We start from the raw sequence: 15759 nt of genomic DNA on the forward strand, positions 1-15759 counted from the left end.
TAAAATGAAGAAGAAAAATATATACAATATTATCAGTTTATCACTGCTAACATTATTGCTGGGAAGCTGTAAGAAGTATTTTGACGTCAATCCGGATATGCGTACCGAATTGGACACTCCGGAAAAAGTAGGCGAGTTATTAGTGACCGCCTATCCATCAGCTGATTACTTCCTGTTTGCAGAATTGGCCTCAGACAATAGCGTAGATAAAGGACCTGGTGATTTCTCCTTAAATGATATTGCCCGTGACAGCTATCTATGGAAAGAAGTCGCACAAGTTTCAGATAGCTATTCTCCCAATTCCTATTGGTTGGATATGTATAGGGCTATCGCAGCAGCGAATCATGCCATTGAGGCCGTTGATGAAAATAATTTTGGAACAAAAGGCCAGCAATACAAAGGCGAAGCTTTGTTGACGCGGGCTTATGCACACCATATGTTAGTGTCATTGTTTTCGAAATCTTATCAGATCAATGGTGATAACTCAACTCCAGGGATACCGTATCTCACTGTTCCGGAAAATACAGCTTTCAAAAATTACGAAAGGGGGACAGTTGCTTCTGTTTATGAGCATATTGAAAAGGATTTGCTCGAAGGTATCCGTTTGATTAAAGGCATTACCTATAAATCGCCCAAATTCCATTTCAACGAGCAGGCGGCAAATGCTTTTGCTGCAAGGTTTTACCTTTTCAAGGGAGAGTATGATAAAGTGATAAAATATGCAAGTGCTATTTTTCCGGAGAATAATTTTAAACAGAATCTCCGACCTATAGCCGGAGCACTGAAGGCGGCTGGTAGTAATTCGCCGTCTTTATTTGCGAGCAGCCAGCAGAACTTCAACCTGTTGCTGGCAAATGTCTATTCCAATTTCAGTAGTATCGCGGCTAGTTGTCGTTATGGAGCAGGATTGGCCACGGAGAAAATAATCAGTGGGAATACTGTTGCCGGGAAGCAATTTTACCAGTATTATACTCGCTTTGGTGGAATTCCCGATAAACTGCAGCTGGGAAAATACCCCACCTATACCTATAGGGCAAATCCATATACCACTGACTGGACCTATTACACTATTCAATGCCTGTTTTCAGCGGATGAGGCGCTGATGAACAGGGCGGAAGCTTATATCAATACAGGTGATTATGCATCGGCGTTAAAGGATCTGAATGACTTTGCGCAAGTTAGGATTGAAGGATACGATGCGATGTTACATACAATTACCGAGGCGAAGGTCTTAAGCTTCTATAACACTACAGATATCAAAGCAGGCCTGATGAGTACTGTAATGGACTTCAAACAAAAGGCTTTTGCACATGAGGGGATTCGTTGGTTGGATATCAGTCGCCTCGGAATAGAGATTTCACACAGGCAATTAAATAGCAATTGGGATACAACATATGAGGTGTTAAAGAAGGATGATTTGCGCCGTGTTTTTCAAATACCTGCCAGTGCAGCACTTTCAGGATTACCTAAAAACCCCAGATAGATCACATTTAAAATTTGGTTATGAAAATATTTTGTATCATGCTTTCCTTCCTGTTAGTGCTAGGTGTAACCAGCTGCAGGAAAAAAGAGAAGGTGGATTTCGAATTCAATAAGGATTTGGATTATACACCTACCGAACTTGATAATTGGTTAACTAAAAACTTTACGGATCCATATAATATAGAGGTGGATTATCGTTTTGACCGCTATAAAGGATCGATTGATGAAAACCTGGTGCCGCCTTCGGAAAACAAAGTAAAAGAACAAATGGGGATGGTCTTGAGTGGTTATATACAGCCATATCAAATCGCAGGAGGCAACACCTTTGTGAAAAGATGCGTTCCCAAAGAATGGGTTTTATTTGGATCATTTTCTATCCAATCTGATGGATCACGCGTGTTAGCTACTGCCAGTGGTGGTAGAAATATTACCCTCTATGAGGTGAATGCGGTGAATATCGCAGATCCGGAAGCGGTGCGTCCAAGGCTAAAGACCCTACACCATGAATTCACCCATACCTTGTCTCAGATTCAGCGACTGCCATTGGAATTTGAGAATATCTCCAGGGCAGACTATACAGAATCCTGGCGCAATTCTACCCTTTATCCGGATAAGGATAACGATTCTCTGGGCTTTGTTTCCCGATACGCGAGAGCCAATGTAATGGAGGATTTCGCGGAAACGGCTGGATTTTTATTAGCATATGGACAATTGTGGTTTGATAATAAAGCCGGAAAGATACCCAGATCAGGATATGATATTCTGAAGAAAAAAGAAACTGCCGTTGTAAATTATTTCAGAGATCAATTCGGTGTTGATTTCAGGAAACTGCAAAGAGAGGTGGCATTTGCAATGTATAATGAATTTAATGATAAAAGTTTTCAGTCATTTGAATATTGGTTTTTCAACCAGGGGCTATTTGATCCAAAACTAAGCTATAATACCGCGACTGTTTCTGCTGACGTAAAGACCGCTGTAGATAACTTTAAAGCTGCAGTATACGCGTACAGTGCATCCGCCAAGTATGTGGTGCAGGATTTGACTTATATATTTACACCTGCTAATGCGACCACTGGCACTTTGGTAGTCAGTGTACCATTTAAAACCGGGACGAACCCAGTAATCTACGCGGATTATAACTTCACCTATACGCAGGATCCGGTTAGCCATTCCATCACTTTTGTAAAAGCCACCCAGGGAACCGGAGTAAATTATACCAATGCCGGTTATTTCATGGCTTCCTTCATGACCAATATCTCCAGTTATCTGACTGGCTCAACTTTCAAGGTGGACTGGTCAGTGGGTAAGCCGGATCTCTCCCGCCGTGATGAAACTTTTTTCAACTCCGGAGGCTTTTATAAAGCAGGTGACAAGACCAGTTATCTCAACTTTCAATTGGTGAAATTGAGAAAGTAAACTGAATAATGATTTACCATATTAATTCATGAGATTATGAAGAATTTATATAAACTCTTATTTGTCATCTCTGTTTTGGTTACAGGTTGTAGCCGTTCAGATGTAGATCTGGTTTTTAATAAAACGCCTGATGAGCGTATGAGTGAGCAGCAACAACAATACAAGCAGCTACTCACGCAGGCCCAGTATGGTTGGAAAGTCACGAATTCAACCGGGTTGAAAGGTAACTTCGGTTTTTATATGAACTTCGATTTTGAAGGAAAGAAAGACCGGGTTTGCATGGTATCAGATATCAATGATACCAGTAGCGCTTCGGTGCAGGTATCTGCATACAGGGTTAAACTGGTAAACGCACCGATTCTCTCTTTTGAGACGTATAATTACATTCATTTGTTAAGTGATCCAAATCCTGCTGTGAGCGGAGGTGTTGTTGGACAAGGATTTAAAGACGACAATGAATTTGAATTTGTTCGGGTTACCTCCGATTCAATGTTCCTCGTAGGCCGTAAATTCAGAACCCAAATGATTTTGGCAAAAGCAACCAAACAGGAACAGGATGCTTATTTGAATGGAGGTTATCTGGCAAATATTAATGCAGTAAAAGCTGTTTTTGCAAGTAATAAAGTCTCTCTTTTTGACTATGGCGGCGTTACTTATCAGATTATTCCTAATACGAGCGGAAGAAAAGTGGGAGTAATGAGCGTGGTTAATAATCAAATCAAGCTTTCCTCCGGGAATTTTTCTTTTTCTGTCAATGGCATGGAATTATCGGGTGGGGTACAGATTGGGAGCACGTTTGTTACAAGAATATTGCTGGATGGCAATAAACTCTTTATACAAACAAAGAGTGGAGAGAAGATAGAGGTCCGGAGTTCGGAGACTGCCCTTCTTCCATTGAATCAAATGATAGGGCAGAGTTATATGGGATTGAATCTTCCGTTCTTAGCTAATTTGCCAGGCACTAATCCTGCAGGTACTACTATTCTGAAGCAATTGAGCTTACTGGTGTTAGCTTATCCGAATTCTTACGACAAGAGCGAGATCAATCTGGTATGGGATGTTCCTAATAAGAAGATAATTATGGAAGGGCTGTTATTCAAAGGAAGTGCTATATATGCGACCAGATTCCGTTATGACTATGATTTTAATCCAACAACAGGGTTATACAAGCTGAGCAATAAGGTCGTGTTGGCGCCTGGTTATGCCACGTATAACGTCACTTTATTGGATACGTTCTTACAAAATAATGAGTTCACTTTGGATTATTATTTTGACAGCGGAAATATGTATGGGAAAGTCACCAGTAAAAATGGTAGCACCATCATGACCTTCATGCTCTATTAGACGCAAACGAGCAAGTGCATAGAATCGGATTTTGTACCATAAAGGGTATTAAAGTAAAACCTGCGTCATTGTAGCGCAGGTTTTACTTTTTTTAGTCTTTTGAAGTGGCTTTCCTGTTTTATTGTTACCTATATGTTCAGGCCATTCTTTCCTGGATAGGTTTCAGCTGGTATGCCTTGTAAAAGAAGTGGTCTGCTTCATGCTGATCTGCTGCAAAATTCACCACTTCCACAATTTTACCGTCTTTGATTTTCCACAGCAGGCACCATAACATATCTACATTGTTGCCGTCTTCCCGGTTGCTCCAGCCGCGGTGGCAGTCGATCACGTAGTTGTCATTTACACCCAATACAATAGGATCTGCCTTGAACCCTGATTCGCTTAGCTTTGAGAAGTAGGCAAGTACTTCTGTGATACCTACTTTAGTACCGCTCATTGGATGATGCCCCGGGATCGTCCATTTAACGTCTTCTGCTACTACTTCTTTCATCGCTTCGGCGTCAAACTTGCTATAGGCTTCAAAAAATTTACCGATAATCTCCAGATTAGGGTGTTGTTGGCTCATGGACAGTGCTGTTTTTAAAAATAATTAATATATGCTGATCCCATAAAGGTCAGAGAAATAGCATTTCATATTATATGTATAATGCTGAAATTACACAAAAGTAATATTAGTGGCAGTGAATCAGCGCATTCATCCAGCTTAAAAATCCCTTAAAAATGTCGTTAACAGAGTTTTTGATATAGTTCCTGCGTGATCACACCACAAAAAAGAAAGCGCACTTTAAGTGCGCTCAGAAGTAATAATCTTTGGTTGGTCAGTATATATGAGATGCTTGTGTGCCGCTTCCAGAGCGGACTGCCTGAGGAAGGGTACACCATGGAAAATGGAATAATTATTTGGACGACAAATTTTTTGCATTAAATTTAGCCCCAGTGAACATCAACCATTAAAATTTGTCAAGCAACTTTTTAAATAATGAAAATGCGCTTATTCAGCAGATAGCGTCTGGCGATGAGCAAGCCTTTGGAGTCTTTTTCTCCTACTATTATCCGCAGTTGTTTTCGCTGGTTCGCCGATTTTCCCTTAATGATGAAGATGTGCGTGAAGCGCTGCAGGAAACATTTCTGCAGGTATGGCTGCAGCGCGACATGCTCGTGGAAATCCGGCAAATGCGGGGTTGGCTGCTGCGTATTGCCACCAGGCAATGCAGAGCGGTACTACGCAAAAACCTGTTGATACTCCGTAGTGAAAACAAGGTATATGAGGATGTTTTTTATGAAGGAGAGTCTATAACAATGACAGAACCCACGACGGTAGCTGAAATAACGAAGCTCGTGCGGGATGCTGTTCAGCAAATGCCCGATCAGCGCCGGCGTATCTATCAGTTAAGCCGGGAAGAAGGGCTGAAACCCTCCGAAATTGCGACACATTTATCTCTTTCCGTGAGCACCGTGAAGAATACGTTGGTAACTGCATTAAAGCAGATCCGTGAACATTTGGCGAAGGCAGGTTATCCATTACCCTGGCTACTGGTGTACTTGATGTTTTTTAGCCGGATATGAAGATTACACATTCACTTTTTGCTTGTCAGAAAATATTTTTTTTAGAAGATTAGTACGTTTGTTTTTCCCGCGCCACTTTAATAATGAATCTCGAATTATGGATGCATCACGTTTTAGTTATTTACTGGAACAATATAAGTCCGGCTGCCTCTCTGCCTCCGAACAGGAAGAGCTGTTTGGTTTTGCCGGAGAAGGAGATGAGCATGACTGGCAGGAATTATTAAGTCCATGGATGAACGAAGAAGCTGGCTTTGCGGAAAAGCTGGACCAGGAGCTTGTTGCAAGAGAACTGGCAATGGTATTATCGACCGATAGGCAGACTCCTGGCGGTTTACGTGAGATGCCGCCTGCTGTTCACCGGATCCATTTTATACGTCGCTGGGGATGGGCTGCAGCCGTGCTGGCGGGCTTGCTGACATTGGGCACTTATTATTTTATTGATCACCGCAAAGAGCCATCCGGAAATACGATCGCGAAGATATCTGATGTTCGGCCGGGGTCGAGTAAGGCCATCCTAACGTTGGCTGATGGCTCCCATATCACACTTGATAGTACTGGCAACCAGGTTATCTTGCAGGGAACGGCTGCTGTACATCAGCAAAATGGTAGTCTGCAGTATGAAGTAAAAGGCCAGGAAACAGGTGTCGGTTATAATCAGTTGAGTACTCCACGGCAAGGACAGTTCCGGCTGGTATTGGCAGACGGAACAAAAGTCTGGCTGAATGCTGCCAGCTCTATCCGCTATCCAACAGCGTTTACCGGAAAAGAAAGAAATGTGGAAGTAACCGGGGAGGCCTATTTTGAGGTAGCAGCGAACGCGCATCAACCATTTATAGTAACAGTGAACAATACAGCCATACAGGTGCTGGGGACCTCTTTTAATATTAATGCTTATCCCGAGGAAGGCCATACAAGTGCCACTCTGGTATCGGGATTGATAAAGGTAAATACCGGGCAGGAAAGTCTTTTGTTACAGCCCGGCAAAACAGCGGCTGTAATGCCCAATGGAAGCACCACTGTTTCAACTGCTAATCTGAAAGCGGTGATGGCCTGGAAAGATGGCTTCTTCTGGTTTGAGAACGCAGATATTAAAACAGTGATGCGGCAACTGGCTCGCTGGTACAATATAGAAGTGGAATTCCGGGGAGCAGTGCCCAAGACCACTTTCAGCGGAGAAATTGAAAGATCGCTCACCCTCGAACAGGTATTACAGGGGCTGGGATCTAATGAATTACATTATATTTTCGGGAATGGAAATAAGCTTATCATTCAACAGTAACATAATGCCATAATAGAAGCCAAAATCAAGCAGCGGAGAAAATTCTGAAACAAGTTGGTGAACAAAATGAAAAAACCGGGTGTCAGTGAGGCGTCCTGCCCCCGGCTTGTCATGACGTTTAACTTGAATCAGCATAAACCGCTGCTCATTTCTTAAACTCAAATGATGCAAGCGTATGCAAATTAAAGGTGACAATGTCCCTATCATCCTTCCTATGAGGAGAAGAAAGCCTACAACAATCAAAAACCAATCATTCAGTAAAGCCGGCAGCGTGGTGCTGCTGGCGCTACTACTGCAACTCAGTACGGCTGTGCAGGCACAAAAAGTCAGCTATTCAGGGAAAGCGTCGCCTGCGCAACTGTTTTCCATGCTCTCCGAGCAAACGGGGTACAAGTTCTTTTATACGAATGATGGCCTTAGCGGCATGAAACCTGTCTCGGTGCAACTAAAAGACGTGCCGCTGGAAAAAGCATTGAGCACTATACTGGAGGGGCTGCCATTGGAATATGTGATCCAGGGCAAGACCGTATTTATCCGGAAAAAGGGTGGGGCAAAAAATTCACTTGTTCAGGAGCAGGAACAAGTGCAGCAGGAATTGCCACGTGTACATGGTGTTGTAACAGATGAACAGGGAAACCCACTGCCTGGTATTACAGTCATGACAAAGCGCGACAAACGTGTTGTTGCAACAAATGAAAAAGGCTTTTTTGTGTTTCCCGCAGAGAAAGGCGATACGCTGATATTCAGGAGTATCAGTTATGAAACGCGCCTGGTACCAGTAAGATTCGGTGAACAGATGAGTGTGACGCTGAAACAACAGTTGTCACAATTATCAGCTGTAACCGTAGTATACAATACCGGTTACCAGCAGGTGAGCAAGGAAAGGGCTACTGGCTCTTTTGCTAAACCTGACATGGAGATTTTCAAGAATAGGGTAGGCAGCCGGGATGTAACAGATATCATTGGCCGATTGGATGGACAGGTGGCAGGTCTCAATGTGAGCGCTGGTCTCAACAATGTAAAGGCCAGGTCCAATGCTAATGGCATTGTATCAAGGAAAAGCCTGATCCGGGGAAATAGCAGCGTGATGCTGGATATGGAGCCGTTGTACGTGATCAATGGTATGGTTTCCCCTGATTTCAGTGCTGTGAACCAGGATGATATAGAAGACATCACGGTGCTCAAAGATGCGGCGGCAGCTGCCATCTACGGTGCCCGGGCAGCTAATGGTGTGGTGGTCATCACTACCCGTGAAGGTAAAAAGAACCAGCGCATGAACATTGATTATAGTGGTTCTGTAACTGTTCAGAGCAAGCCGGAGTGGGCTCATGATCCAATGCTTAACAGCAGGCAGTTCATACAGGCGGCACGGGAAGTATTTGACCCGGTACGCTATCCATGGGCCAGTGTTTCCTCTGGTTATGTAGCTCCTCACGATATGATCCTTTACAACCAGTATCGGGGACTGATTTCCGCAGATCAGGCCAACAAGAGCCTTGATAGTCTGGCCAACATTGATGGAAGATCACAGATGTTAAGTCTTACCACCCGGCCTTCTGTAACTACCAGCCATACCATCTCTGCCTCCGGCGGTACCAATATTTATTCCTATTACCTTTCCATGGGGTATGTAAATGTTCAGGGCATCAATAGAGGACAGGAGAGCAATAGTTACAGACTGAACCTCACCCAGCATTTAAATGCCGGCAAACGCGTCACCATTACCTTGAACACTGCACTGAACAACACCGTCAATACCAGTAAGGCCATATTGAGCCTCATGAATGATGTGTTGCCTTATCAGCAGTTCCAGGATGCAAATGGCAGAAGTATCAATATGCCTTATATGACAGGTTATGGCGATTCACTTCGGCAGGATTACCAGGCCCGCAGCCGTATTAACCTGGACTATTACCCACTGGAAGATCTAAACTATCAGCAAAATAAACAGACCAATCTGAGCGCGAATGTAAACGCCAGAGTGGGCGTGAAGCTGTGGAAAGGGCTCCGGTTTGAGGGCGCTTATGGCTATCAGAAAACCCCTGGTACCTATGATACTTATACCGACAATAGGAACCTCAACCTGCGGAAAACGCTGCTGAGCTTTACCGTGGCGCCTACCGCTGCTTCTACCCCTGTGTATTATCTGCCGGTGACGGGAGGCACTTACAATACCAGCACCAACGACCAGCATAACTGGATGGTGCGTAACCAGCTGGTGTATGAGGCCAAGCCACGGCAAGGAAAAGATGCACTTACCCTGCAGGCAGGACAGGAAGCGCAGGAACAATACGCTTTTAACTCCAGTACTTACATATATGGATATAACCGGGATTTGGGTACGTATCCGGTGCTCGACTATCTTACCATGTCCAAAGGAGTACAAGGTACTGTAACCGGCACAGGGTATCTGAACGGTACTTTCTACACGGTTGCTAAAACTGTCACACGTTTCAATTCCTACTTTGCGATGGCAAGCTACTCTTTTAACCAGAAGTACAGTGCTGACATGAGCTGGAGACAAGACCAGAGCAGCCTTTTTGGTAGTGACGTGTCTTCACAGAACAAACCGGTATGGAGCTTGGGTGGCAAATGGAGGATAGATAAGGAATCATTCATGTCTGGGGTCAAATGGATTGATGCGCTTGCGCTGAGAAGTACTTATGGCATTCTGGGAAATTCGCCTTACGTAGGGGCTGCAACGTTGTATGATGTACTGAGTCCCAATTCACAGGCATCGAGTGGTGGTATAGCCGGAGATGGCATGAGCATCAGAAGTGCGGCCAATAGAAAACTCTCCTGGGAAAGTGTGAAAGTTATCAATATGGGGATCGACTTTGCCTTGTTCAACAATCGCATCAATGGTAGTATTGAAGGATATAGTAAGACAACAGTTGACCTGCTCAGTTATCTTCCTGCAAATCCATTTACAGGATTCACTCAAATCGCCGGTAATCTCGGAAAGGCAAACAACAAAGGGATAGAGATCACGTTGAATTCAGAGAACATCCGCACGAATGATTTCAGGTGGACTACCCGGTGGGTATTCGGCTATAACCAGAATAAACTGCTATCCTGGGGCGTAAATTCACCGATGTACAACACAACAAGTTCTAAAATAGGGTCCGCTAAGGTGGCTGGTTATGCACTCGGCGCGGTGTTCGCCTACAATTATGCAGGGCTCGACAGTTTAGGCGATCCGCAAATAAAGCTGGCCAATAATAAGGTGACCAAAAATCCCAACATCGCAACTGGTGACGACCTGGTATATAAGGGCGTTTCACAGCCTAAATTCAGCGGAGGACTTACCAACACTTTCAGTTATAAAGGTATTTCCCTGTCTGCAAATCTCATCTACAACCTTGGTCATGTGATGCGCAGGGTTGTGACCTATACAAGCTCCGGCCGTCTTGCCAACCGTGCCTACTTCGGTGGTAATCTCAGAACAGATTTTCTTGACCGCTGGCAAAAACCAGGTGATGAAGCATTTACCAATGTGCCTTCCTATGTTTCCAGTCCGGCAATTGATTATAACCGCAGAAATATGGACTACTTTAACTATGCAGACATAAATGTGGTAAGCGCTTCCTATATAAAACTCAGGGATATTTCCTTATCATACGAGCTGCAGCCGGCTTTGGTGAAAAGTTTAAGATTACAACGTGCCAGTGTCTTTGCGCAGGCCAGCAACTTTATGATATGGAAAGCCAATCATTACGGTATTGATCCGGAATACAATGCGGACCCGAGTGTCGGAAGTTCATTTGTTCCATTGTCTAAACACAGCTATAGCCTGGGGTTAAGAGTAACACTTTAATCTGATTTTAAATAACACAGCATGATGAAGAAATTACTATATATCCTGATCTGCGTCACAACCCCTGTAGCTTTTACCGCTTGTAGCAAAAGCTTTCTGGAGATGGTGCCACTGGGCAGTCAGGTGGCATCTTCTACATCCGATTATGATAAACTGATGAACAGTCCTGATTTCTATCAGTCCCGTAATGCAGGGGGATGGCAGGAAGTCGTATTAATGGAAGATGACCTGGCGGCAGAGGATGGACTGTTCAGTCCTGTTTCCCAACATATGACCAGGCTTTTCCAGTGGCAGGATGTGATCTACTATCCGAATGATTCATATCAGCGTCAACCATTGTTGCTGAGTGGCCTCATGAGCAATATGTACCAGTTGAACAAGATTATCAACGAGGTCATGAATTCCACCGAAGGAACGGACGCGCAGAAAAGGAGCATCCGCGCGGAAGCCCGTGCAACCCGTGCCTGGAGCAATTTCCAGCTCATTAATCTTTATGGAAAACCATATCAGGCTGCTACGGCAGGCACTGACCTGGGTTTCCCTATTATTACGCAGGCGGATATCACAGTTACCGAATTTAAAAGAGGTACTGTGCAGGAAATGTATGATTTTATTATCAAGGACCTTACAGAAGCCCTGCCCGACCTGCCGGTAGTTCCTGCTATCCGTACCCGTATGTCCAAACCGGCAGTAGAAGGTTTGTTAGGTAAAATATACCTGTTTATGGGTCGGTATAATGATGCCTTGCCAATGCTGAATGCAGCTTTCAACGACCTGGGAGCAGGCAGTGCCCAATTGTATGATTATAACCAGACCATGGGAACCGGCGGCTCCTTCCTGCCTATGGACCCCAATCTTGGTCCAACCAAAGGGCCTGGTAATAATTTTATTGACCTGAGAGAATCCGTGCTCTTCAAGGTCTATTCTAATGGCCGATATAATGGGAATTTGTATGGTAATAACGGGCTGGTGCTGACACCGCAAACAGCAGCCCTGTACGGAGCTTCCGATCTTCGCTTGCTCCTGTATACCAACAAGAATCCTGACGGGTCCCTCAATGCCGGTGGACGCCTGAGAAAATATGGTGTGCAGTACACCAGGTATGGGCTGGAGTTATCGGAATTATATCTGTTGCGAGCCGAATGCAAAGCACGGCTCAACGACCAGCCGGGTGCTGTAGCGGATGTGGAAACACTGCGTCAGCATCGCATGCCGGCTGCCGACGCAGCGGTGCCGGCTGTTGTAACGGGCGACCAGGTTGCACTGATCAAATTCATTATTGAAGAGCGTATCCGTGAATTTGCCATGGAAGGTTACCGCTGGTTTGATATGCGCCGCCTTTCTGTAGACCCACTGTTCGCCGGAATAACGTTTACGCATACACTGTATAAAAAGGATGGCAGCACAACGTCATATACGCTGCGCCAACCAGACCGCCTGGTCTTGCAGCTACCGTACCTTTTCATGCAATACAATCCAGGCATGCCTAACAACCCATAAATCATAGCAATCATAGCAATAAACATAATGAACAGCATCGTAAAAATTGAGCATCTCTCTCACAAATATTCCGCTGCCTGGGCGATCCGTGATATCAACATGGAGTTCAGCCAGACAGGCATAGTGGGACTATTGGGTTCTAATGGCGCGGGAAAGTCTACCACAATGAATATCCTTTGTGGAACGCTTAACCAAACCGAAGGACAGGTGTATATTAATGGATTCAACATGAGAGAACAGCCGCAACTGGCCAAAAGAGAAGTGGGCTTCCTGCCACAGCAGGCGCCCCTTCACCTGGAGCTGACGGTAGACGAGTATCTGACCTATTGTGCCAACCTGCGGCAGGTGCCGAAAGATAAGGTGCAGAAAGCATTAGCGGAAGTAAAGGAACGTTGCAGTATTACCCATTTCAGCAAGCGGTTGTTGCGTAACCTCTCCGGTGGCTACCGGCAGCGTGTGGGCATCGCTCAGGCTATTATTCACCGTCCCCGCCTGGTAGTGCTGGACGAACCTACCAATGGTCTGGACCCTAACCAGATCATAGAGGTGAGAGCACTGATCAAAGAGATAGCGAAGGATTGTCTCGTAATCTTTTCATCACATATCCTCACAGAGGTACAACTGCTCTGTAAAGACATCAGGATGATTGAGGGTGGCAAGATTGTTTTTGCTGATACGATGGACGCCTTTAATAATTACGTAGAACCCCGCAGTGTAGTCATACACCTGGAAAACGCACCGGCTGAGGCTGCACTGCATCAAGTAGCCGGTGTGACCAGGGTGGAGTTCCTCACAGAAAAGCTGCTGCGGGTACATTTCGACTGCGACCAGGAAATAGCTGAAAGGCTGACTGCTGCTGCAGTGCATAATGGCTGGCGCCTGCGTGAGATCAACTTCGATAAGACCGCGCTGGATACCATCTTCAAACAACTGTCTATTAAATCCTCTCAATCTTAATTCTCTGATCATTCATAAATGAAAACGATTATCAAAATTGCAAAGACGGAACTACGTACACTTTTCTATTCGCCGATAGTCTGGTTCCTGATGATTGCGTTCCTCGTACAGTGTGCCCTGACCTACATGGGCCTGCTGGAGCGTTACCTCAATTACCAGGAAGCTGGTGGCATATCTGCAACGTTCATAGCGAACCTCACCCAAAGAATATTTCTCAGTCAGGATGGCTTTTTTAATTCAGTGATGGATAAGCTGTATCTCTATATACCATTGCTGACAATGGGGCTTGTCAGCCGGGAAACCAGCAGTGGTACCATGCGGTTGCTTTATTCTTCACCAGTAAAGGTATGGCAGATCGTACTTGGGAAGTATGCGGCCACCATGGTATATAGCCTGATGATGGTCGGAATTGCCGCCATTTTTATGGTGGCAGGCGTCTTCAATATCCAGTCGGTAGATGTGGGTATGCTGCTTTCCGCTACCCTGGGCTTTTATCTGTTGCTGTGTACTTATGCAGCCATCGGTCTTTTCATGTCATGCCTCTCCACTTACCAGGTAGTAGCGGCCATCAGTACATTTGTAGCGATTGCAGCCCTGAGTTATGTTGGTTCTCTTTGGCAGAATATTGATTTTGTAAGAGATCTTACCTATTTCCTTTCGTTGTCAGGACGTGCACACAAGTTATTGGGAGGGTTAATCTCCACAGGCGACGTACTTTACTTCGTACTGGTTACGGCCATGTTCCTGGCTTTTAGTTATCTCAAACTGAAAGGTGGAATGGAGTCTAAGCCAATGATCGTAAAAGGTGCGCGGTATGTTGTCGTGTTCATGCTGGTGCTGTTATTAGGATATTTCAGCTCACGCCCCCGTTTTACCGGTTACTATGATGCCACTGCTCTGAAATCCAATACACTTACGCCTAAATTGCAGAACATTACTAAAGCGTTTGACGATGGTCCTCTTGAGATAATTGCTTATAACAATCTGTTAAACCGGAATTATTATATGGGCCTGCCTCAAGCCCGGAACGGATTTATCGGGAGATGGGGAACCTATTTAAGGTTCAAACCGGACATCAACTTCCAGTTTGTAAACTATTATGACAGCACATATGATGACAGCCAGGACGACCTCAAATACTACAAGGGTAAAAGCCTTAAGGAAATAGCAGAGCAGAAAGCAAAGGCACAGAAGCTGGATATAAATATTTTTAGAACACCAGCAGAGATCCGGAAAATGATAGACCTGAAGCCGGAGCTCAGTCGCTTTGTTATGCAACTGCGCTATAAGAATAAAACCACCTTTCTTCGTGTCTTTAAGGATATGGAATTTTTTCCGGGTGAATCGGAGATAGCTGCTGCCTTTAAACGTCTGCAACAGTCTAGGATGCCCAAAATCGCTTTCCTGACAGGAGAACTGGAACGTAGCATTCATAACTCAGGAGACAGGGAATACAAGAAGCTGAACAATGAACCCACCTTTAGGCATGCTCTGATAAACCAGGGGTTTGATGTAGATACGGTTAATGCGCAAGCAGCCGATATTCCGACCGATATTACTGCCCTGGTGGTGGCTGATCCTAAGGCATCCCTTAGCGAAACTGTCCTGACAAAACTTAGAAAATACATTGATAACGGTGGCAACCTGTTGATAGCCGGTGAGCCCGGAAAACAGGCAGTGCTTAATCCCCTGCTGCAAAGCCTGGGTGTACAGCTGATGGATGGTATCATTGCGCAGCCAGGCAAAGATATGGCGCCCGACATGGCACTACCTTACCTGACCAGTACAGCTGCGACGTTTACGCAACAAGTAGGCAAAGCTTATAAAGACAGTTTGCGTGTATCCATGCCTGGTGCAACTGGCCTTACATGGGATAACAATAGTGGCTTTACTGTAAAACCGCTGTTAATCTCCGATGCTACTCAGAGCTGGATTAAAAAGGACAAGCTGGTGACTGATTCTGGTCAGATCGTTTTTTCTGCCGCCAATGGCGATGACAAAAGATCAGTGCCGCTGGCCCTGAGCCTTAGCCGGAAAGTGCACGGTAAAGAACAACGCATCATTGTAACAGGTGATGCAGACTGCATCTCCAACAGTGAGTTGACTGCTGTGCATGGAGATAAGCAATTTGCCAATTTCTATTTTAGCACCTCGCTTTTCAGTTGGTTAAGCTATGGTGAGTTTCCTATCTATACCATCCTTCCGGAAGGTAATGACAAAAAAATAAACATAACAGCCAGCGGCCTTGAAGTACAGAAGATCTTTTTGCTGTGGGTGTTGCCAGGATTGTTGCTGGCTCTTGGAGCTGCTATATTGATCAGACGCAAAAGAAGATAAACACAATGTTATTTGTCACAGATAAGGAACACAGGACGATTAGCCATCCAGCGTATTCCTT

10 protein-coding genes are annotated in these 15759 nt (G+C 44.9%); 9 read left to right on the top strand and 1 reads right to left on the bottom strand.

The window, feature by feature from the left end:
• Positions 1–4 precede the first annotated feature (4 nt).
• The 3 genes from DF182_RS27565 to DF182_RS27575 are packed head-to-tail and all read left to right on the top strand — an operon-like array spanning position 5 to position 4242.
• Positions 5–1483: a RagB/SusD family nutrient uptake outer membrane protein gene (locus DF182_RS27565; RefSeq protein WP_113618974.1), complete on the top strand. Its 1479-nt coding sequence runs from the start codon at positions 5–7 to the stop codon at positions 1481–1483.
• A 38-nt stretch (positions 1484–1521) separates the two neighbouring features.
• Positions 1522–2898: a substrate import-associated zinc metallohydrolase lipoprotein gene (locus tag DF182_RS27570; protein WP_161964288.1), complete on the top strand. Its 1377-nt coding sequence runs from the start codon at positions 1522–1524 to the stop codon at positions 2896–2898.
• A 36-nt stretch (positions 2899–2934) separates the two neighbouring features.
• Positions 2935–4242: a DUF4302 domain-containing protein gene (locus tag DF182_RS27575; RefSeq protein ID WP_113618976.1), complete on the top strand. Its 1308-nt coding sequence runs from the start codon at positions 2935–2937 to the stop codon at positions 4240–4242.
• Positions 4243–4378: 136 nt separating this feature from the next.
• Here the strand turns inward: DF182_RS27575 and DF182_RS27580 are convergent, their stop codons facing one another.
• Complete coding sequence (locus tag DF182_RS27580) at positions 4379–4807, bottom strand: nuclear transport factor 2 family protein (protein WP_113618977.1); 429 nt, start codon at positions 4805–4807, stop codon at positions 4379–4381.
• A gap of 392 nt (positions 4808–5199) precedes the next feature.
• Between DF182_RS27580 and DF182_RS27585 the strand changes: the two genes are divergently transcribed.
• From DF182_RS27585 to DF182_RS27610, 6 genes are all read left to right on the top strand, one after another.
• Positions 5200–5808: an RNA polymerase sigma factor gene (locus DF182_RS27585; RefSeq protein WP_113618978.1), complete on the top strand. Its 609-nt coding sequence runs from the start codon at positions 5200–5202 to the stop codon at positions 5806–5808.
• A gap of 97 nt (positions 5809–5905) precedes the next feature.
• Positions 5906–7087, top strand: coding sequence for a FecR family protein (locus DF182_RS27590; RefSeq protein ID WP_113618979.1), 1182 nt, complete (start codon positions 5906–5908; stop codon positions 7085–7087).
• Positions 7088–7301: 214 nt separating this feature from the next.
• Positions 7302–10904 (top strand): SusC/RagA family TonB-linked outer membrane protein, encoded by a 3603-nt coding sequence (locus DF182_RS27595; RefSeq protein WP_161964289.1) that lies wholly within the window; start codon positions 7302–7304, stop codon positions 10902–10904.
• A gap of 21 nt (positions 10905–10925) precedes the next feature.
• Positions 10926–12404 carry a RagB/SusD family nutrient uptake outer membrane protein gene (locus DF182_RS27600; protein WP_245957578.1) on the top strand — a complete coding sequence of 493 codons (1479 nt, stop codon included), beginning with the start codon at positions 10926–10928 and terminating at the stop codon, positions 12402–12404.
• Between the two features lie 27 nt (positions 12405–12431).
• Complete coding sequence (locus DF182_RS27605) at positions 12432–13361, top strand: ABC transporter ATP-binding protein (RefSeq protein ID WP_211327225.1); 930 nt, start codon at positions 12432–12434, stop codon at positions 13359–13361.
• Positions 13362–13379: 18 nt separating this feature from the next.
• Entirely contained in the window at positions 13380–15698 is a 2319-nt protein-coding gene (locus tag DF182_RS27610; RefSeq protein ID WP_113618983.1) for a Gldg family protein, read from the top strand.
• Positions 15699–15759: the final 61 nt, after the last annotated feature.

Source organism: Chitinophaga flava (assembly GCF_003308995.1).
Classification (GTDB): domain Bacteria; phylum Bacteroidota; class Bacteroidia; order Chitinophagales; family Chitinophagaceae; genus Chitinophaga; species Chitinophaga flava.